The sequence below is a fragment of the Streptomyces sp. NPDC002911 genome (genome assembly GCF_053591835.1).
This window is the reverse complement of record NZ_JBSFUO010000009.1, coordinates 17,262-36,227: the sequence shown is the minus strand read 5'-3', so window position 1 is coordinate 36,227 and position 18,966 is coordinate 17,262. Positions and strand designations below refer to the sequence as shown.

Below are 18,966 nucleotides of genomic sequence, written 5' to 3'. Positions count from 1 at the left end.
CATGGCACGCGCACCGTCACCGGCCGCAGTCCTGCTCTCCGTGCACGCCGTGGTCTTCGACACGGACGGCGTGATCATCGACTCCGCTCCGGCGCACGCCGCTGCCTGGAAGCTGGCCTTCGACGCCTGCCTGGCCGCTCACGAAGGTCAGCGGCCCTTCGACGAGGCGCACGACTACCGGCGCTACGTCGACGGCAGATCGCGCAAGGACGGTGCCGCCGCCTTCCTCGAGTCCAGGCACCTCGGCCTCCCCGAGGGCAGCCCCGACGACGCCCCGGGCACCGGGACGGTGTGGGCCGTCGCCGCACGCAAGGACGAGGCGTTCACCCGGAGCCTGCGGACCCACCCGGTCGCGGTCTGGCCGGGGACGGTCCGCCTCCTGCACGTGCTGCACGACGCGCGCGTCCCGTTCGCCGCCGCGTCCGCGTCCCGGCACGCGACCGAGCTGCTGGCCGGGGCCGGACTCCTGGACCTGTTCACGGCGGTGGTCGACGGCAACGAGGCGCGCCGCCTGGAGCTGCCCGGCAAACCGGACCCCGCCCTGTTCGCCGAGGCGGCACGGCGTCTGGGTGCCCCGGCCGGGGACACCGCCGTGGTGGAGGACGCACGGGCCGGAGTGGAAGCGGGCCGGCGGGGCGGCTTCGGGCTGGTCGTCGGGGTGGACCGGACGGACAGCCCCGAGGGCGCCAGCGGTCTGCGGCGGCACGGCGCGGATCTCGTGGTGTCCGATCCGGGAGAACTGCTGATCAACGGGGTGGACTGATGGCGCGCGGCTGGATCTGGGCGTACGAGGGATACGACCCGGAGAAGGAACGCCTGCGCGAAGCGCTGTGCACACTGGGCAACGGCTACTTCGCCACCCGGGGAGCCGCGCCCGAGACGCCCGCAGGCGTCTCGCACTACCCGGGTACGTATGTCGCGGGCTGTTACAACCGGCTGACGTCCTCCGTCCAGGGACGCCAGGTCGAGAACGAGGATTTGGTCAACCTCCCCAACTGGCTGCCGCTGCGCTACCGCATCCACCCCGCCGGTGCCCGCCCCGGTCCGTGGCTGACCCCCGACCACGTCTTCCTCGTGGACCACCGTCAGTCGCTCGACCTGCGCGGCGGGACTCTGACCCGCCACTCGGTGTACGAGGACGGGGCAGGCCGCCGGCTGACCGTCGGGCAGGAGCGTCTGGTCCACATGGGGGACCCCCATCTCGCCGCGGTGCACACGGTGTTCACCGCGGAGGGCTGGGCGGGGGAGCTGGAGGTGGAGTCCGCGATCGACGGCGACGTCCGCAACACCGGTGTCGCGCGCTACCGGGAGCTCGCCGACCGCCACCTCACGGGTTGGGAGACCGGCACGGAACCGGAGGCCGCGGTGTGGCTGCGCTGCCGCACGGTGGAGTCGGACATCGGGGTCGCGCTGGCCGCCCGCATCGTGGCCTCCTGCGGTACGGAACGGAACGGCGACCACCGGGCCGAACCCCGGCAGGAGCCACGCGCGGTCCATCAGACGCTGCTGCTGCCGCTGGCCCCGGACTCCGACGCCGTGGTCGACAAGACGGTCGCGCTCTTCACCTCCCGGGACCCGGCGATCGGCAGCCCGCTGCGGGCCGCCGTGTCCGCGGTGGACGAAGCTCCGGTGTACGCCCGGCTGCTGACCTCACACCGCCGGGCCTGGGCGGATCTGTGGCAGCAGGCCAAGATGGAGGTGCCGGGCGAGCCCGGACGCATCCTGCGGCTGCACCTCTTCCACGTGCTCCAGACCCTCTCCCCGCACACCGCGGAACTCGATGTCGGGGTGCCGGCGAGAGGACTGCACGGCGAGGCGTACCGGGGCCATGTCTTCTGGGACGAGCTGTTCGTCCTGCCTTTCGTCAACCTGCATCTCCCGGAGATCTCCCGGGGGTTGCTCGACTACCGTCACCGGCGGCTCCCCGCGGCCTGCGCCGCCGCGCGTGCGGTGGGCAGGGCCGGCGCGATGTATCCGTGGCAGAGCGCCGACGAGGGGCGCGAGGAGACCCAGCTTGTCCATCTCAACCCGCGCTCGGGGCGCTGGCTGCCCGACCGTTCACGGCTGCAGCACCATGTCGGCTCGGCCGTCGCGTACAACCTGTGGCAGTACTGCCAGGCCACCGGCGACACGGAGTACCTCTACTCCAAGGGCGCCGAGATGATGATGCAGATCGCCCGTTTCTGGGCGGACAGCGCCGCGTGGGACGACGACCTCGAGCGGTACCGCATCCGGGGGGTCGTCGGGCCGGACGAGTACCACGACGCCTATCCGGATTCCGACACGGCGGGGCTCGACGACAACACGTACACGAACGTGACGGCGGCCTGGGTGCTGGCACGGGCCGGCGAGCTCTGCCGCTCCCTGCCCGCGAGCCGCTGCCGGCAGCTCCTCGCCCTGATCCGGCTCGACCCGGCGGAGCTGGACCGCTGGGACGAGATCTCCCGTCGGCTGTACGTGCCCCACCACCGGGGCGTCATCAGCCAGTTCGCCGGCTACGGAGGTCTGGCCGAGCTGGACTGGGAGGGTTACGGGGAGCGGTACGGGGACATCCGGAGGCTCGACCGGATCCTGGAGGCGGAGGGCGACACGGTCAACCGCTACCAGGCGTCCAAGCAGGCCGACGTGCTGATGCTCGGTTACCTCTTCTCACCCAAGGAGCTCGCCGCGCTGTTCCGGAGGCTCGGGCACGAACTCGACGACGAGACCTGGCGGGCCACCGTCGACTACTACGTGAAGCGCACGAGCCACGGCTCCACCCTCAGTTCCCTCGTCCACGCCTGGGTGCTGGCCCGGGTGCACCGCGACGACGCCTGGACGTACTGCGAGGAGGCACTGCTCGGCGATGTCGCCGACATCCAGGGCGGTACGACGGAGGAGGGAATCCACCTGGGCGCGATGGCCGGCACCCTCGACTTCGTACAGCGCGGCATGACGGGCCTGGAGACCCGCGAAGACGCCCTGTGGCTGGCTCCGGCCACGCTGCCCCAGCTCTCGAAGTTCCGGATACGGCTCCGCTTCCGCCGGCACTGGGACGTGGACCTGCGCATCCGCGCGGAGCGCCTCAGGATCGCCGTACCGGACTCGGAACGGCCGGGGGTCCGCGTGGAGCTGGACGGCAGCACGTATGTCATCGAGCCGGGTACGGCGCGGTGGCTGGAGCTCCCGGCCGACATGCCGGGCGGCTCATGACGCCCGGGTGGACACCAGGACGCCGATCTTGTCGATGCGGTGCTCCGGGTTGTTGTGGGCGTCGCGCCAGAAGTTCCCCGCGGCGTCGTCCTCGGGGGTGGCGCAGGCGGAGAGCGTGATCATCGCCCGGGTCGGCTTCCCGCCCGGTTCGCCCGGCACCTCCGCCCGCTGCTCGGCGAGGGAGCGCTCGGACCGGAAGGACGTCCGCCGGGTCTCCGTGATCCGGTACTCGTGGACCCTGCCGCCCTCCGTGACGAGGACAGAGTCGCCCTTCTCCAGCGCCGGCAGGTCGCGGAGCGGGCCTCCGGCGGAGAGCCGGTGGGCCGTCACGAGGTAGTTCCCGACCTCACCCGGTCCGACGCCGCCCTTCCGGCCGTACGGGCTGGCCGCCACCCCGCGGTCCTGGACCCGGGTCCCGGGCCCGTCGTCCGTCGTGCCCTCGTACGGGACGACGCGCAGGTCCGTCACGCCGATCGACGGGATGGTGAGCTCCGCGGTCGCCGTACGCGGATCAGTCCGGTCAGACGGGAACCCGGCAGAAGAGCCCGTGGTGGCCGGTGCGGCGGTCGACGCGGTGGCCGGGGGAGGCCCGGCGGCGGCCACCGCTGCCGGGCCTCCCCCGGCCACCGTCAGGACGACGGCCGCGCCCGCGAGGGCCCGGACGACGCGTGGGAAGCGACATCTATGGGGAGGGTGCATGGCGGGATCCGCATCGGTAGCCGGTGGTGCCGGGGTGCGGGCCCTGGACCCGCACCCTTCCAGTACACCACCGGTCATACGGTCGCGTCGGGTGTGCCGAGCAGCTCACGCACCTCCTCGGCGCTCAGCTCCGTGAGCTCCTCGCCCACGAGCAGCCAGCGGGTGATCCCGACCGACTCCAGGAACGCCAGATCGTGCCCGGCGATCATCAGCGCGCCCTCGTAGGACTCGAGCGCGCTCGTCAGCTGCCGCACGCTCGCCAGGTCCAGATTGTTGGTCGGCTCGTCCAGCATCAGCAGCTGCGGGGCCGGTGTCGCGAGCATCGTCGCCGCCAGGGCGGCGCGGAAGCGTTCGCCGCCCGACAGGGTGCCCGCCGGCTGCTCGGCGCGCGCTCCCTTGAACAGGAAGCGGGCGAGCTGGGAGCGGATCTCGTTGTCGGTGGTCCCGGGGGCCATGCGCCCTACGTTCGCGAGGACGCTCAGCGCGTCGTCCAGCACATCGAGCCGCTGCGGCAGGAAGCGCAACGGCACATGGGCCCTGGCCTCGCCGGACTCCGGCGCGAGCTCCCCGGTGAGGGTGCGCAGCAGCGTCGTCTTCCCGGCCCCGTTACGCCCGACGAGCGCGATGCGTTCCGGCCCCTGGACGTGCAGTCCGCCGTCGCGCAGGGCGCCGAAGCGAGGGCGGAGACCCTGCACGCTCAGGACCGTACGGCCGGCCGGGACGGCGGTATGAGGGAGCCGCACCCGGATCTCGGCGTCGTCACGGACCGCCTCCGACGCCGTGTCGAGCCGCTCCCGTGCCTCCTGGAGCCGGTCCTCGTGCAGACCGCGGAGCTTGCCGGCCGCCTCCTGGGAGGACCTCTTGTGCTCGCCCGCGACGATCCTCGGCGCCCGCCGCTGGGCGTCCATCTTCTTGTTGTGCCGCTGCCGCCGGGCGACCTTGATCCGGGCCTCCTCCAGCTCGCGCTTCTGACGGCGTACGTCGGACTCGGCGGCCCGCACCATGCGTCCGGCCGCTTCCTGCCGGGTGGTCAGCGCCTCCTCGTAGGCCGACCAGCCACCGCCGTACCAGCTCACCGCACCGGCACGCAGGTCGGCGATGCGGTCCACCCGTTCCAGCAGGTCACGGTCGTGACTGACCACGACGAGCACCCCGGAGCGCCAGGACTCGACGGCCTCGTACAGCCGGCGGCGCGCGAACACGTCGAGGTTGTTGGTCGGCTCGTCGAGGAGCAGGACGTCGGGGCGCTCCAGCAACAGGGCGGCCAGGCGCAGGAGCACGGTCTCGCCGCCGGACAGCTGTCCCACGGTGCGGTCGAGACCGACGTCGCCGAGGCCGAGCGACCCCAGGGTCGCCAGGGCCCGCTCCTCGACGTCCCAGTCGTCGCCGACCGTTTCGAAGTGCTCCTCGGTGACGTCGCCGGCCTCGATCGCGCGCAGTGCCGTACGCCGCTCGGTGATGCCGAGGGCGTCCTCGACGCGGAGATCCGTGTCCAGGGTGAGGTTCTGCGGGAGGTACGCGAGGTGCCCGCCGACGGTCACCGAACCGGCGGAGGGCTTCAGCCGGCCGGCCAGCAGCCGCAGCAGGGTGGACTTGCCGGAGCCGTTGGTCCCGACGAGCCCGGTGCGGCCTCGGCCGACGCCGAGCGACAGCCCGTCGAAGACCGCCGTGCCGTCAGGCCATCGGAAGGACAGGGCGGAACAGCTGAGGGAGGCGGCGGGCGGGGTGGGGTGGGACATGTGATCCTCGCAGTCGCAAGCGTGTGAACAGGGGCTTCGTATGCGAGCACCACGCGGCGACCGGCCGGGAGAGGAAGGGGTGCGGTCCTCCGGACGTACGGGGGACGGATCGTGCACCGAGGTCGCATCCACGCGGTCAGTCACGGGGCGGCAGGAAAGCCGACAAGGCGTGACGGGCTACGGCAGGGGCCGTACCGCGCGATGATCGCGGACCTCAGATGCGCAACGTCCACCTCTATCGGAGATGACAGGACTCAAAAAATGTACACCGAGCCCGGCCGAGCCGGGCGGGAATTCCGGGCGGCGGCGGCCTGACGGGTCACGGCGGCGGACCTCGTCGAGGCCCACCGCCGGATCATCGTCCACGCCCATGACCGGGGCCTCAGGCCTGCGGCGACACGGTCCTGCCCTTCGAGGGCGACACCCCGGGCTTCTACAGCCCGGAGAACGAGGAACGCCTCCTGCGCCTCCTGCGCCTCCTGCGCTTCCTGCGCCTCCTGGGCTGAGGGCCCCAGGCTCCGTCAGCGCAGGGTCTTCAGCATCTCCGCCCCGAACGGCGTGATGTCCTCGGTACGTCCGCGCAGGGTCTTCGCGGCCCACTCGGGGTCGGCGATCAGCGCACGGCCGACGGCGACCATGTCGAACTCGTCGCGCTCCAGCCGGTCCAGCAGCTGGTCGACGCCGGTGACCGAGGAGCTGTTGCCCTGGAACGCGCTGAAGAAGTCGCCGTCCAGGCCGACCGAGCCGACGGTGACGGTCGGCCTGCCGCTGATCTTCTTCACCCACCCGGCGAGGTTCAGGTCGGAGTCGTCGAACTCCGGGAGCCAGTAGCGGCGGGTGGACGCGTGGAAGACATCGACGCCGGCCTCGGCCAGCGGCGTGAGGAGGGCGTCCAGCTCCTCGGGCGTCCGGGCGAGCTTCGCCTCGTAGGCATCCATCTTCCACTGGGACATGCGGAAGAAGAGGGGGAAGGAGTCGGACACGGCCGCGCGGCACGCCGCCACGAGCTCCGCCGCGAACCGGGTGCGCGCGACGATGCCGCCGCCGTACGCGTCGGTGCGGCGGTTGCTGCCCTCCCAGAGGAACTGGTCGATCAAGTAGCCGTGCGCTCCGTGCAGTTCGACCCCGTCGAAGCCGAGACGCTCCGCGGCCGCCGCGGCGTCGGCGAACGCGGCGATGACGTCGTCGAGGTCTTTCTGCGTCATGGCGCGGCCCTTGGGCTCGCCCGACAGGGACACACCCGACGGGCCGACCGGCTCCGCCTCCGTCACCGGCGGGGCACCCTCGGCGCGCGTGACACCCACGTGCCACAGCTGCGGGATGATCGCGCCGCCCTCGCGGTGAACAGAGTCGACGACACCCGCCCAGCCCGCGAGCGCGTCCTCGCCGTGGAACAGCGGGATGCGGTCGCTGGTGCCGGCGGAGGCGTGGTCGACGTAGGTGCCCTCGGTGATGATCAGGCCCACGCCACCGGCGGTGCGACGGGCGTAGTAGTCCGCCACGTCCTGGCCCGGGACGCCGTTCGGAGAGAACTGGCGGGTCATGGGCGCCATGGCGATCCGGTTGCGCGAGGTCAGTCCACGGACCGCGAACGGGCGTGAGAGGGCGGCTGCTGCACGGCGGGCGTTCTCGTCTGTCACTGGGTGTCCTGTTCAAGGGTGGGGGCACGTCCATCCGTCGCCAACATGCGAACGCCGCCCCCGCATCCCCGGACCGGGCCCGATGTGGCCAAGGTCTCCCCTTGCTCGGGCGTGGCGCCAAGCGCGACCGCCGCTCCGTCACCGCGGAGACCAGCCTCTGCCCCGTGTCCTCAGGGGCGTCACGGGAACCCACCCGATCGGCCCCGGCCGCAGCCCCTGGCCGGACGTTTCCCGGTGAACCGGGCGAGGGCGTGCCCCGCCCTCGTCGTATCCGGCCCCCGGCGCATGCGGCCCAGGTGCTTCGGAGACGAACTCGCGCTGCGCGTACGGAAATCAGGTGACACGGCGCGCCCTCTTCGTACACTGACGGGCATGGCATGCCGCATCAGTGAGCTGGTCCTCGACGCCGCCGACCCCGACCGGCTCGCCGCCTTCTGGAGCGAGGTCCTCGGCTACGTCGAAATCGGCCGCGAGGACGACGGCAGCATCGAGATCGGGCCGCCCGGCGCCGGCTTCGGCGGCCTGCAGCCCACCCTCGTCCTCTCCCCCAGCAGCGCCCCGCGGGCCGGGAAGCTCCCCCTGCACCTCGACGTCAACGCCACCGACCGCGATCAGGACGCCGAGCTGGGGCGGCTGCTCGCTCTCGGCGCAAGGCCTGCGGACGTCGGCCAGACCGGCACCGAGAGCTGGCATGTCCTGGCCGACCCGGAAGGCAATGAATTCTGCCTCCTGCGTACCCGGCTCCAGCCCCTCTGACCACGTCCGTCCCCGGTGCGGTCAGGCTGCCCGGCCGGTGGTCCGGCGGCCCTCATGCCGGATCCGCCTCCAGGTGGCCGGCGATCGCGTCCCGGCCGTGGGTCAGGCACTCGCCCGGTGAACGCCGCGTCCGCGCGCTGTCGTCGAGCGCGTGGGTCAGCCGTTGTACGGGGCCGCCACGTCCAGGACCCAGGTCACGCCGAAGCGGTCGGTGAGCATGCCGTACAGCGGTGCCCACTGCGACGGCGCCAGGGGCTGTACCACCGTCGATCCCTCTGCCAGCTTCTGCCAGAGGGCACTGATCTCGTCCGTGACGTCACCGCGCACGGAGACGAAGAACGGGTTGCTGCCCTGGTCCCAGGGCAGCCGGCCGGGGACGTCGTACGCCATGACGTGGAAACCGTTGTCGCCCACGACCTCGCCCCACACCACCCAGTCCGCTTCGTTCTCGTTCCGCACGTCGCCCGCGTCCTTGTACGTGACGGCGGTGACGCGCCCGCCGAAGACGGACCGGTAATGGTCCAGTGCCGCCCGGGCGTCGCCCCGGAAGTTCAGGTGGGTGGTGGTCGTGACGGACATGGCTATCTCCTTGCTCGTGGCCGGAGCGGCGGCCTCTCCGGCGGATCTTGCGGCCGACCATTCCACGGGTAGCGGACAGGATGTGTCCTGTACTGGGGCAGACTGGTGGGCATGCAGAAGACGTCCTCGCGGCTGCTCACGCTGCTCTCGCTCCTTCAGACGCACCGCGACTGGTCCGGTGGCCACCTCGCCGAGCGGCTCGGAACCACCCCGCGCACGGTGCGCCGCGACATCGACCGGCTACGAGAACTGGGCTACCCGGTCCGCGCGTTCAAGGGGCCCTCCGGCGGCTATCGCCTGGAGGCCGGAGCCCAACTGCCCCCGCTGCTGTTCGACGACGGCCAAGCCGTCGCCCTGGCCCTCGCCCTGCAGTCCGCGGTCACCAGCAGCACGATCGGCGAAGACGCCGCGCGCGCCCTGTCCACCGTGCGCCAGGTTTTGCCACCCCGGCTGCGTCAGCGCATAGACACGCTCCAGGTCACTGCCGTCCGGTCGCCCGATACCGGCGGCGCCTCCCCGGCCGGAACGCAGCAGCTCCTCGTGGAACTGGGGCGCGTCATCCACGCCCGGGAGGAGCTGCGCTTCGACTACGGGCAGGACGCAGCCGGCCTCGCCGGGCAACCCCGCCGGACACAGCCTCACCACCTCGTCACCTGGCGCGGCCACTGGTACCTGATCGCCTGGGACCTCGACCGTGACGACTGGCGCACCTTCCGCGTCGACCGCCTGCGCCCCCGGATCCCCACCGGCCCGCGCTTCACCCCACGCGCGCTCCCCGGCGATGACGTGGCCGCGTTCGTCCTCGGCCGATTCCGGGGAACCGACGGCTCCGACAGCGACTGGCCCTGCCGCGGCGACGTCGTCCTCGGCCTTCCCGCGCAGGCGGTGGCCCCCTTCGTACAGGACGGAGTCGTCGAAGAGCTCGGCCCGGACCGCTGTCGCCTCACTCTCGGTTCCTGGTCGTGGACCGCCCTCGCCGCCGCTGTCGGCCGCTTCGACACCGGCATCCACGTCATCGGTCCACCCCAACTGACCAGTGCGTTCGCCGAACTCGCCGCGCGCTACGCCGACGCCGCGGGCGCTGCGTCTCTCGTGCGGTCCTCGCATGGGAACTCCGACTGATTTCACCGGCGACCGACTTCGCTGCCGAAAGCAGTGCCGACGCGAGATGGTCACCTTCTGAATATTGCCGCATTTCTCTATGAGTGCTGCGTTTCGCCGGTGATGCGGGAGGGGTTGCCCGCTGTTCTCTGCGAGGGAATTACTCGGACGGTCGGCCCGTACTGTCGTGAGCGCGAAGCCATGCGCGACAGGAAGTGGGTGATCGTTTTCGTGGTAGAGTTTCGGTGAATTCACAGGACGCCACGATCAAAAGGGGAATGGCGTGAATACCGAGAAGGTCACGGCTCGACGTCTTACGGCCGAGGATATTTCAGAGTTGGGCCTCCAGGACGGCATCTTCGTCTCGGCAGGGATGGAAGGCCTTCCTCTCGACTGCTACGCCCCGGCTTTCCTCACGGAGCCGGGTAAGAATTTCGAGGGAGGGGCCTTCGCTGCGAGGACGATCTTCGGTGAGGTGATTCATGTCCTCCCGGACAATGCTGAAGAGGGCGGGGTCTGGATTGCCGACAAGGCGGGGGAGGAAATCGAGGTTCTCCAGAGCGCCGGCGTCCTCCTGAACCTTGCGCTCTTCGTGCCCAAGGGGAACGAGGAATCCCTGAAGGCGCTCTACACCGCCGCGCGGGACGCGTTCGGCGCGGGGGTCGTCCAGCGCTGGAGCGAGGAAGTCGCCGCGGTGCCGGACGTCAAGGTCGACCTCTACGAGGAGCCCGCCCGGGGGCGGAAGAACAACAGCCAGAACCGGGACCGCCGCGCCTTGGACATCTACCCCACCCGGGTGCGGTTCCTGGAGCCCAGCGAGGGCTGGAAGTTCATCATCGAACCGCACAAGGAGATCGTCGACGAAACACCGACGATCTGACCTGGCGGCAGCCTGGAGGCCACGCCGGTGGCACAAGGCCCTCCTGATGGGCGAACTCAAGAGGGCTTAGCGATCCGCTGGTCGAGTGGCTGTGGTCAGCAGCTCAGCCAGACGCCCGGCTGGAGCCTTCCAGCCGGGCGTTCTGCGTGGGCGGGCGCCGGGTTCCGCAGCGACGACGTCCAGCGGTCGTGGCAGCGGAAGGGGATGGGCCTCAGGCCTGCGGTCCGTGAAGCCCCGACTGCCGGTGCCCGCGAATCGTGGATGCCTCTGACCGTCACGGCGAACTCCGACCGGACGGCAACGAAGCCTCGGGCCGTTGGCCCGAGGCTCTTGTACGGAGCGGGTGACGCGTCACACCGAGACCGCGAACCCCACGACCACGGCCGTCATCGCAGCCCTGCGCACAGCCGCGCGGCGAAATCGCGCCACGTATCTCCCGCAGGCCTAGGACAGGCCGTCGAGCGGCCGGAGGAACCGGCGCTCGTAGCGCTTGATGCAGCGGGTCTCACGAGCCAGTTCAAACGCTTCCCGGCACTCCGGGTCGGACGCACTGTCCGAGCGGTACTGCTCGTACGCGGCCAGACCGGGAAACGAGAACAGGGCGTAGGCGATGTCGCTGTCGCCTTCACTCGGCAGGAAGTAGCCGTGGTGCGTCCCGCCGAAACGGTTGACGAGCCGGACCCAGCGGCGACCGTACTCCTCGAAGTCCTCGAGCTTGTCGGCGTCGATCTCGTACTTCAGATGAATGGTGATCACGCCTGCATGATGCCGTGTCACGGCCGACATCCGTGTGACTGTGCCGCCTGCTCTCAGCGATGCCCGCGCAGGACGCGGAGGCGCTCCGCACGTCCAGGCTCCGTCGACTTCCGGCTCCGCCGTGTCCACGGGATGTTCGCCGGTGGAACTGAGGCACGTACGAATACAACGGGGTGGTCCGCTGGGAGCGGACGAGAGGCGATGAGCCCTCGTCAGTACGAGTACGCCCTGGCCGTAGCCGAGGAGGGCTCGGCGGCGGCGGCGGAGGAGCTGCCGCACGTCGCTCAGCCGTCGGTGTCCCAGCGGATCCGCCGCTCCAAGAAGGAGCAGGGTGCGTCGAGCTGCTACGGGTAAGTCGTACTCGTAGCTTGTTACCGACTACGTCTCGACCCCGTTCGGGTTGATGCTGGAGTCATGACGCCCGACCTCATCGGAGCCGGTCACCTCTTATGCGGGAAAGAAGTGGACCTCGGGCGAATCGCTGTCGACGAGCAACGCGTCACCCGTGAAATGCTTGTGGGCGCACGGTAGTGGGCGGGCAACAGGCGGAGCCTTGGATTCCGCTGACTTGTCCCGTGACCTCGGCGGCCTATGACATCTCCCCGCTCTCTTGTGGGGAATTACGCCCACAAGGTTGCTCGCGGCCAACTTTTACCGAGCGCTGTAGCCGTATCACGCCAGACCTGCCGAATAGTGGAGGTCCGCTGTTGATGCCACGGCAGGACTCGATCGGATGTCGAAATCGGACATGTGTTCCTGAATGTGGTTTTTTTATGACGTCTGGATGGGTGCGGTGCATGTCTTGATCTTTCTGTCATGAGTTGAAACTGATAGCGCATGCCCGCCATCATTGAGTCCGTGAATTCTGCATTGAGTCGTGTTCTTGGCGTGTTGGTCATGTTGCTCGGTATCGCTGTCGTTCTCTGGGTGGTCTTTGGTGACCCTCAAGGCTGGCGGGGAGGTATGCGATTGTTGCGCTTCGCCCTGGTTGTGAGTTCGCTGGGCGTGATCGTATGCAGCACGTCGCTGATTTTCCCGGGTGATCGAGCAGCCGCAACAGAGAATGCAGACGGGTAGGCCTCTGCTGTCCTTGGCTGCAACCTCGCTGTTTCGCCTGGGCGTGGCGGTTGTCGGGGCGGAAACGCGATCCGCGCCGCGGGGCCTGGCCGGGACGACCTGGACGAGCCGGGCCCGTGAGCGTTCCTCCCCGGCTGGTCGAGCCGTTGCGCACCCTCATCTGTCGCGGAACTCCTGCGTTTGTCGCCGGCCCCCTGCAGATTCGTCCGTGATCGGTAACCGACGGATCGCGGAGGGGCGTTCCTGTGTCTTGATGGGTGCACGGCATCGGCGGAGACGGCAAAGGGGCGGGCGGACATGGCAAGGCATAAGGGAAGGGGATGGCACAGCCGCCTTTTCGCGGCGGCGCTCGGGGTGACAGCGGTGGCCGCCGCCACCTCGGTGTGGACCGCGCAGGCCGACATCACCGGAGGGCCGCCGCCGCAAGCGCGTGCGTCGGCGCCGGACGCCCGGCCCGTGGCCGTGGACATCGCGCACGCCTCGGATCGTGGCGCCCGGGGCGTCAACATCACCATCGACGACGGACCGGACCCCGTCTGGACGCCGCAGGTGCTGCAACTCCTGAAGGACAGCGGTGTGAAGGCCACGTTCTGCATCGTGGGTACGCAGGCCCAGGCGTACCCGGACCTGGTCAAGGCGGTCGTGGCGGACGGACACCGGCTGTGTAACCACACCGTCTCGCACGACACCGCCATGGACACCCGGTCCGAGTCCTACCAGTCCCAGCAGATCCTGGATGCGGAACGCATGATCATCAAGGCGTCCGGGGGCGTTCGGCCGCAGTATTACCGGGCCCCGGGCGGTGCTTTCACCCCGTACAGCCGCCAGCTCGCCGCGTCCCGGGGGATGCGGCCGCTGGGCTGGAACGTCGACACCAAAGACTTCGAGCATCCCGGTGTGGACGCCATGGTGGCCACCGTCAAGAGCGAGATCACCAACGGACCGACGGTCCTCTTCCACGACGCGGGAGGGGATCGCTCCCAGACCTTGGCCGCTCTGCGCGAGATCCTGCCCTGGCTGAAGCAGCAGGGGTACTCCTTCGGCTTCCCCGTGCGGTGAGTGAGGTTCGCCCGCACTGACACCGGGCCCGGACCCCTGGTACCGGCAGACAGACTGCCGAGCCCGGATTTCCACGGTCCGAGGCTCGTCTGCCGGCTTCCGCCGTACCGGACGTTTCCACGACTAGCCTCCGCAGCATGCTGCGTATCGCCGACGCCCGCACGGGCCACCTCGTGGAGATTCCCTCCGCGCACCGCCACCTCCTGCGCATCTGCGTCCATCTGCCGGTCATCGACAACGGGATCGGCGCGGTGCACCTGCGCGTGCTGCTGCTCGGCGACGTACTGGCGCGCACCGCTGAGCTGCACGGCCTGCAGACCCTCACGGTGCTCACCGCGCCGGACCTGCGGGAGCGAGTTCAGGGGCTCGACCGGGTCATGGCCGTACTCGGCATCCACCCACCCGCCACCGTCCGTGCTCACGATCCGAGTCGGACGCCGAGCGCTCCCGCCGAAGTGCACGTGCTCGCGCACGGCACCGACCGGCAGGACGGCGTCGACGGGGTACGGATCGAGGTGGGCCAGGTCGGCACAGCAACCCCGGACGAGGGCGGCCCGGGCACCCTCGACGCCACCGCGCCAGAGGGAACCGATCCGCTTGCTGTCAGGATGCTGTTGCTCGGCCATACCTATCCCACGCCCGTCATGGTCACCGGCGCCGCGCTCGCCCAGGCCCGGCGGACACTGCGGCACTGGCGGCACCTGGTGGCCGACTGGGCGCAGGAGCCATCCAGGCCGATCCCCGCCGATCTGTCGCGACAGGCTCACGCCGCACTCGCCGACAACCTCGGCGTCCCCGCCGTCCTGGACATGCTGCGCAGCGTGGAGAGGCACGCCGACATGCCTGCCGGCGCAAAGTTCGAGACGTTCGCACATCTCGACCGCGTCCTCGGGCTGGACCTCGCGCGCGAAGTCGGCCACCAGTACCAGGAGACGCTGTGACCGCAGGCGACTCCCGGCGCCCCGTCGGGGGCAGGAGCCCGAAAGCTCTACCGCAAGGAGCCCGTGCGACGCGTCCTCACTGGTTGCCGCCGCCCGTGGCGATCTCCACGCCGATCGAGCGTGCCCGCAGCGCGGACACCAGGTCCGGATCGGCCTCGGCGTCGGTCACGAGGGTCCAGCCCGGTGGCAGTTTCGCCCAGGCGTGGAAGGGGCGGCGCCCGAGTTTCGCGGCGTGTGCGAGCACATAGACGTGTTCGGCCCGGCGGGCCATCAGTTCCTTGAGGCGGGTCTGGCGCAGGTCGGCCTCGCAGATGCCGTGCTCCGAGGAGACCCCGTCGGTGCCCAGGAACACCCGGTCGAAGGTCATGCGCTCCAGGGCGGCCTCGGTGAGTGGGCCCACGAAGCCCTGGCTGAGCGGGCGCAGTGTGCCGCCGAGGCACTCCACATGGAGGGCTTCGACGTCGGAGAGTTCCTGGAGTGCGGTGAGGCCGGTGGTGGCGATGGTGAGGTCTTTCGCGGTACGTAGCTCGTGCGCGAGGGCGCCGACCGTGGAGCCGGCGTCGAGCAGCAGGGTCTCGCCGGCTCGTACCCGGGCCGCGGCCCACCGGGCGATGGCACGCTTGGCCTCGAAGCCTTCGCCGGTGCGCTGGCGAAGCGATGCCTCCGGGTGTGCGGTGAGCGCCATCGCGCCGCCGTAGGTGCGGGCCAGCCGGCCGTCCGCGGTGAGTTTGGCGAGGTCGCGGCGGATCGTGGAGGCGGTGACGTCGAAAAGGCGGGAGAGCTCCTCGACGCTGGCCAGGCCGGTAGTGGTGGCGAGCTCTTCGATGCGGTCCCGCCGGGCCTGGGATCCCAGGGCTGCCATCTCGAGTACGTCCTTCCGCGTCGTACGGGAAGTGGGTGGTGGGAGTCGGGAAGTGCAAGGGGCTGGTGGTCAGTTGACCGGGGCCGTCGCCATCTCGGCGGCCTGGCGCAGAGCTTCGATCATGCTACCGGCCTCGGCCTTGCCGGTTCCGGCGATGTCGAAGGCGGTGCCGTGGTCCACCGAGGTGCGGATCACGGGGAGTCCGACGGTGAGATTGACACCGGCTTCGATGCCGAGGACCTTGACGGGCCCGTGGCCCTGGTCGTGGTACATCGCGACGACGAGGTCGTAGTCCCCGCGGGATGCCAGGAAGAACGCGGTGTCGGCGGGGAGCGGGCCCCGGGCGTCGATTCCGTCGCGGCGCAGCACCTCGAGGGCGGGGACGATCTTCTCTTCCTCCTCGCCGTATCCGAAGAGTCCGTTCTCACCGGCGTGCGGGTTGATGCCGCAGACACCGATGACGGGTTCGGGCACTCCGGCCCGAACCATGGCCTGGTGGCCGCGGCGGACGGTGCGCTCGACCAGGCCGGGCTCGATGCGGTTCACCGCGTCGATCAGGCCGATGTGGGTGGTGACGTGGATGACCCTCACCTTCGGGGTGGAGAGCATCATCGACACCTCGTCGACGCCGGTGAGGTGGGCCAGGAGTTCGGTGTGCCCGGGGTAGAGGTGGCCGGCCGCGTGCAGGGCCTCCTTGTTGAGGGGGGCGGTGCAGATGGCCTGGACCTCGCCGTTCACGGCGAGGCCGGCGGCCCGCTCGACGTAGGCGTACGCGGCGCTCCCGGCCACCGGGGACAGTGCGCCCCACGGCAGGTCGGCGGGGAGCAGACCCAGGTCCACGACGTTGATGCGGCCCGGGGTGAACTCGGCCTCGGCCGGCGTCGGAACGGAGACGATGGCGCAGTCGACGCCGAGGATGCGGGCGGCCTGTCGCAGTCGTTCCGCGTCGCCGATGACGACCGGGCGGCAGCGGGCGAGGGTGTCCGGGTGGAGTACGGCGGGGACGATGACCTCGGGGCCGATGCCGGCGCCGTCGCCCATGGTGAGGGCGATCAGCGGGAGCGGGGCGGGCGCGGTGGTCACAGGTGTTCTCCTTCGAAGCGGGCGGTGGCGGCCGGTCGCAGGGCGTGGGCGATACGGAGCAGGGAGTGCGTGTCGCCGAAGCTGCCCGGCCGGGTGACGACCGAGCGGCCGTCGGCGGTCCGGGAGAGCACGGCGCCGTGGTGGACCTGACCCAGCGGGGTCAGTTCGGCGATGCCGAGAGCGTCGAGCATGCGGCGGGCCGTCTCGCCGCCGGTGAGTACGAGGTCGGGTGCGGGCCCCTCGGCGGACAGCCGGGCGGCGGTTCGGGCCAGGGCGTCGGCCAGACGCCGGGACGAAGAGGGCGTGACGACAGGGGAGTTGTCGATGCTGAGGACGGTGATGCCGTCCGGGGCGAGGGTGGGCGGCAGGGTGCAGGTGCCGTCGAGCAGGTCGCGCGGCGGCAGCGCGAAATGGTGCGCACCCAAGGCGGTGAGTTGCGCGATCTGCGCAACAGCGGTGGGGTCGGCGGTTCCTACCACCACGAGCAGCGGGTGTTCAGGTCTGCCAGGAGGTGGAGGTGACGGGGCGTCGGCGTCGGACGCCCGCGGAACGAGCAGCCGCCCGAAGGCCGCTGCGAGGCCACCGCAGCCCAGGGCGCGGAAGCCTGGCCCCAGGGTGAGCGTGGCTGCGGCGATCGCGTCCAGGTCGTCGTCCGTCTCGGCGTCACACACCGCGTGCAGGCCCTGCGTGGCCAGATCCCGCAGGTGGGAGGAGAGGGTGCCGGCTCCCGAACGTACCGTGCCCAGCGGGACCCCCGCGGTGTGCAGCCCGGTCAGTGCCGCGGCGACCGACTGCGGCGGAGGACGGTGTTCGGCCCGCCAGGCGTCGGTGGTGTGCAGCGCGGCGCCCCGCAGGTGAACGACGCCGTCTCGCACCGTTCGCCCCAGTCCGGGCAGTGCTGTCGCGATGACCACTGCTCGCGCGCCGACGGCGAACGCCGCAGCCTCCGAGGCCGGATTCCCTCGCAGCAGCGAGTCGACCTTCTTGAAGAGGAGCCGGTGTCCGGCGTTGAGTGCGAGAGCGTCGCGGACGGTTTCGGCCGCCGTGTCCGGCCCGGCCTGCCGGGTGTCGAGATCCATGACGAGGGACGCGTCGGCAGGTCGGGGGAGCGACGGCACACCAAGGGACAGCCGGCCGGGCACCCGCAGTGCGATCGCCGTCTCGGCCGCGCCGGACAGGTCGTCGGCGAGGGCGAGGACGCGCTGGGGCGCGACGTGTGGGACGTACGCGTCGTGTGTCACGGGTACCTCCTCGTGCAGGACGGACACTTGCTCGGGCAGCCCGTTCGGACCGCCTCGATGCCAGAGCATGACATGGATTGCGTGATCTGCGCGAGACCCCTTGCGCATAACGCGCAAGCCGTGCCACCTTGTGCGAAGCCGTGAAGGAGCGGCGAGGAACGGCGGCGGCTCGCCCGCACACCTTCCCCGCCCGCGGCGAGGTGTTCGTCGTGGTGCGTCCCTGCGACGTGTCCGCAACGACCCGCCCGACGGGCGCGGGTCGCGACGGCCCGACCGCACGACGGCCGGGCCCGGATCCTCCGTCCTTCGGCGGTACGCACCGACGCCCTGTCGTCCCTAGGGAAGGACCACTCGTGACCACCGGCATTCCGCTTCCCGGAGCCCCCGTTCCGCTCTCCCCACTGGTCCTGGGCACCATGACCTTCGGCGACACCGTCGACCGCGTCGGCGCCGCGACCATGCTGGACGCCGCTCTGGACGCGGGGATCACCGGTGTGGACACCGCCAACGGTTACGCGGGCGGCGAGAGCGAGCGCATCCTCGGCGAGCTGCTTCCCGGCCGCCGCGACCGAGTCGTGCTCGCCACCAAGGCCGGCATCGCCCACCCCGACCAGGGCGCCCACGCTCCGCTGTCGGCCACCGGAATGCGTGCTGCCCTCGAGGGCAGCCTCGAGCGGCTCGGCACCGATCACGTGGACCTCTTCTATCTGCACCAGCCGGACCGCGCCACGCCGATCACCGAGACACTCACCGCCGTGGCGGACTTCGTCCAGGAAGGCAAGGTACGCGCCCTCGGCGTCTCCAACTTCGCGGCCTGGCAGATCGCCGAGATCCAGCGCGCCGCCGAGCAGGTGGGCGCTCCCCGCCCGGTCGTCGCGCAGCAGCTGCACAACCTCCTGGCCCGCCGGATCGAGGAGGAGTACGTGGAGTTCGCGGCCTCCACCGGTCTGGCGACCATGGTCTACAACCCGCTCGGCGGCGGACTGCTCACCGGCCGCCACCGCTTCGAGCAGGACCCGGCCACCGGCCGCTTCGGCGACTCCAAGCTCGCCTCCATGTACAAGCAGCGTTACTGGGACGAGCGGCTCTTCGCCGCCGTAAGTGACCTCGCACGCATCGCCGAGGACGCCGGCATACCGCTGACCGAACTCGCCCTGCGCTGGCTGATGGACCGGCCCTCCACCCACGCGCTGCTGCTCGGCGGCTCCCGCACCGAGCACCTGCTGGCCAACATCGCGGCCGTGGCGGCCGGCCCGCTGCCCGCCGACGTCACCCTCGCCTGCGACGAGACCGGCGCCGCCCTGCGCGGCCCGATGCCCGCCTACAACCGCTGAGCCCCCGAGCCTGTGAGGACCGACTTC

17 protein-coding genes and 1 pseudogene are annotated in these 18,966 nt (G+C 70.7%); 10 read left to right on the top strand and 8 right to left on the bottom strand.

Annotated features, from left to right (window positions below; all coding sequences use genetic code 11):
* Window position 1 precedes the first annotated feature (1 nt).
* On the top strand, window positions 2-763 hold the full coding sequence (locus tag ACWD04_RS16235; RefSeq protein ID WP_451132337.1) for an HAD family hydrolase: 762 nt from the start codon (window positions 2-4) through the stop codon (window positions 761-763).
* Window positions 763-3,192, top strand: a complete 2,430-nt coding sequence (locus ACWD04_RS16230; RefSeq protein WP_451132335.1) for a glycoside hydrolase family 65 protein — start codon at window positions 763-765, stop codon at window positions 3,190-3,192. The genes ACWD04_RS16235 and ACWD04_RS16230 overlap by 1 nt, the downstream gene beginning before the upstream one ends.
* Here ACWD04_RS16230 and ACWD04_RS16225 read toward each other — a convergent pair.
* From ACWD04_RS16225 to ACWD04_RS16215, 3 genes are all read right to left on the bottom strand, one after another.
* Window positions 3,187-3,891: a class E sortase gene (locus ACWD04_RS16225; protein ID WP_451132333.1), complete on the bottom strand. Its 705-nt coding sequence runs from the start codon at window positions 3,889-3,891 to the stop codon at window positions 3,187-3,189. The genes ACWD04_RS16230 and ACWD04_RS16225 overlap by 6 nt on opposite strands.
* A gap of 74 nt (window positions 3,892-3,965) precedes the next feature.
* Entirely contained in the window at window positions 3,966-5,630 is a 1,665-nt protein-coding gene (locus ACWD04_RS16220; RefSeq protein ID WP_451132331.1) for an ABC-F family ATP-binding cassette domain-containing protein, read from the bottom strand.
* A gap of 521 nt (window positions 5,631-6,151) precedes the next feature.
* Entirely contained in the window at window positions 6,152-7,270 is a 1,119-nt protein-coding gene (locus ACWD04_RS16215; protein WP_451132329.1) for an NADH:flavin oxidoreductase, read from the bottom strand.
* A gap of 372 nt (window positions 7,271-7,642) precedes the next feature.
* On the opposite strand from ACWD04_RS16215, the gene ACWD04_RS16210 reads away from it, so the two are divergent.
* Window positions 7,643-8,026 (top strand): VOC family protein, encoded by a 384-nt coding sequence (locus ACWD04_RS16210; RefSeq protein ID WP_451132327.1) that lies wholly within the window; start codon window positions 7,643-7,645, stop codon window positions 8,024-8,026.
* A gap of 156 nt (window positions 8,027-8,182) precedes the next feature.
* Here the strand turns inward: ACWD04_RS16210 and ACWD04_RS16205 are convergent, their stop codons facing one another.
* The gene (locus ACWD04_RS16205) at window positions 8,183-8,605 is read right to left on the bottom strand and encodes a VOC family protein (protein ID WP_451132325.1); all 423 of its coding nucleotides are present in this window, start codon (window positions 8,603-8,605) and stop codon (window positions 8,183-8,185) included.
* 111 nt (window positions 8,606-8,716) lie between these two features.
* Between ACWD04_RS16205 and ACWD04_RS16200 the strand changes: the two genes are divergently transcribed.
* Together ACWD04_RS16200 and ACWD04_RS16195 are read left to right on the top strand one after the other, a co-directional pair.
* Window positions 8,717-9,727: a helix-turn-helix transcriptional regulator gene (locus ACWD04_RS16200; RefSeq protein WP_451132323.1), complete on the top strand. Its 1,011-nt coding sequence runs from the start codon at window positions 8,717-8,719 to the stop codon at window positions 9,725-9,727.
* A gap of 262 nt (window positions 9,728-9,989) precedes the next feature.
* Window positions 9,990-10,586, top strand: a complete 597-nt coding sequence (locus ACWD04_RS16195) for a hypothetical protein (RefSeq protein ID WP_451132321.1) — start codon at window positions 9,990-9,992, stop codon at window positions 10,584-10,586.
* A 444-nt stretch (window positions 10,587-11,030) separates the two neighbouring features.
* On the opposite strand, the gene ACWD04_RS16190 is transcribed toward ACWD04_RS16195, so the two are convergent.
* The gene (locus ACWD04_RS16190) at window positions 11,031-11,342 is read right to left on the bottom strand and encodes an NIPSNAP family protein (RefSeq protein ID WP_451132319.1); all 312 of its coding nucleotides are present in this window, start codon (window positions 11,340-11,342) and stop codon (window positions 11,031-11,033) included.
* A gap of 201 nt (window positions 11,343-11,543) precedes the next feature.
* On the opposite strand from ACWD04_RS16190, the pseudogene ACWD04_RS16185 reads away from it, so the two are divergent.
* The 4 genes and pseudogenes from ACWD04_RS16185 to ACWD04_RS16170 form a co-directional block, all read left to right on the top strand.
* A pseudogene (locus ACWD04_RS16185) lies at window positions 11,544-11,675 on the top strand (LysR family transcriptional regulator); the annotation flags it as partial.
* Between the two features lie 504 nt (window positions 11,676-12,179).
* Window positions 12,180-12,419 (top strand): hypothetical protein, encoded by a 240-nt coding sequence (locus tag ACWD04_RS16180; protein ID WP_451132317.1) that lies wholly within the window; start codon window positions 12,180-12,182, stop codon window positions 12,417-12,419.
* 297 nt (window positions 12,420-12,716) lie between these two features.
* On the top strand, window positions 12,717-13,478 hold the full coding sequence (locus tag ACWD04_RS16175; RefSeq protein ID WP_451132315.1) for a polysaccharide deacetylase family protein: 762 nt from the start codon (window positions 12,717-12,719) through the stop codon (window positions 13,476-13,478).
* 137 nt (window positions 13,479-13,615) lie between these two features.
* On the top strand, window positions 13,616-14,419 hold the full coding sequence (locus ACWD04_RS16170; protein ID WP_451132313.1) for a hypothetical protein: 804 nt from the start codon (window positions 13,616-13,618) through the stop codon (window positions 14,417-14,419).
* 76 nt (window positions 14,420-14,495) lie between these two features.
* Here ACWD04_RS16170 and ACWD04_RS16165 read toward each other — a convergent pair whose 3' ends face one another.
* The 3 genes from ACWD04_RS16165 to ACWD04_RS16155 form a co-directional block, all read right to left on the bottom strand.
* Complete coding sequence (locus ACWD04_RS16165) at window positions 14,496-15,281, bottom strand: DeoR/GlpR family DNA-binding transcription regulator (RefSeq protein ID WP_451132311.1); 786 nt, start codon at window positions 15,279-15,281, stop codon at window positions 14,496-14,498.
* A 69-nt stretch (window positions 15,282-15,350) separates the two neighbouring features.
* On the bottom strand, window positions 15,351-16,364 hold the full coding sequence (gene pdxA / locus ACWD04_RS16160) for a 4-hydroxythreonine-4-phosphate dehydrogenase PdxA (protein WP_451132309.1): 1,014 nt from the start codon (window positions 16,362-16,364) through the stop codon (window positions 15,351-15,353).
* A complete protein-coding gene (locus ACWD04_RS16155; RefSeq protein WP_451132307.1) occupies window positions 16,361-17,605 on the bottom strand; it encodes a four-carbon acid sugar kinase family protein in 1,245 nt (414 codons plus the stop codon). Before ACWD04_RS16155 ends, pdxA begins: the two co-directional genes overlap by 4 nt.
* A gap of 353 nt (window positions 17,606-17,958) precedes the next feature.
* Between ACWD04_RS16155 and ACWD04_RS16150 the strand changes: the two genes are divergently transcribed.
* Window positions 17,959-18,939 (top strand): aldo/keto reductase, encoded by a 981-nt coding sequence (locus ACWD04_RS16150; protein ID WP_451132305.1) that lies wholly within the window; start codon window positions 17,959-17,961, stop codon window positions 18,937-18,939.
* Window positions 18,940-18,966 lie beyond the last annotated feature (27 nt).

Coding starts and splice junctions, on each gene's coding strand:
- ACWD04_RS16235 (WP_451132337.1), top strand. CDS start 2: ATGGCACGCGCACCGTCACCGGCCGCAGTCCTGCTCTCCGTGCACGCC.
- ACWD04_RS16230 (WP_451132335.1), top strand. CDS start 763: ATGGCGCGCGGCTGGATCTGGGCGTACGAGGGATACGACCCGGAGAAG.
- ACWD04_RS16225 (WP_451132333.1), bottom strand. CDS start 3,891: ATGCACCCTCCCCATAGATGTCGCTTCCCACGCGTCGTCCGGGCCCTC.
- ACWD04_RS16220 (WP_451132331.1), bottom strand. CDS start 5,630: ATGTCCCACCCCACCCCGCCCGCCGCCTCCCTCAGCTGTTCCGCCCTG.
- ACWD04_RS16210 (WP_451132327.1), top strand. CDS start 7,643: ATGGCATGCCGCATCAGTGAGCTGGTCCTCGACGCCGCCGACCCCGAC.
- ACWD04_RS16205 (WP_451132325.1), bottom strand. CDS start 8,605: ATGTCCGTCACGACCACCACCCACCTGAACTTCCGGGGCGACGCCCGG.
- ACWD04_RS16200 (WP_451132323.1), top strand. CDS start 8,717: ATGCAGAAGACGTCCTCGCGGCTGCTCACGCTGCTCTCGCTCCTTCAG.
- ACWD04_RS16180 (WP_451132317.1), top strand. CDS start 12,180: ATGCCCGCCATCATTGAGTCCGTGAATTCTGCATTGAGTCGTGTTCTT.
- ACWD04_RS16175 (WP_451132315.1), top strand. CDS start 12,717: ATGGCAAGGCATAAGGGAAGGGGATGGCACAGCCGCCTTTTCGCGGCG.
- ACWD04_RS16170 (WP_451132313.1), top strand. CDS start 13,616: ATGCTGCGTATCGCCGACGCCCGCACGGGCCACCTCGTGGAGATTCCC.
- ACWD04_RS16165 (WP_451132311.1), bottom strand. CDS start 15,281: ATGGCAGCCCTGGGATCCCAGGCCCGGCGGGACCGCATCGAAGAGCTC.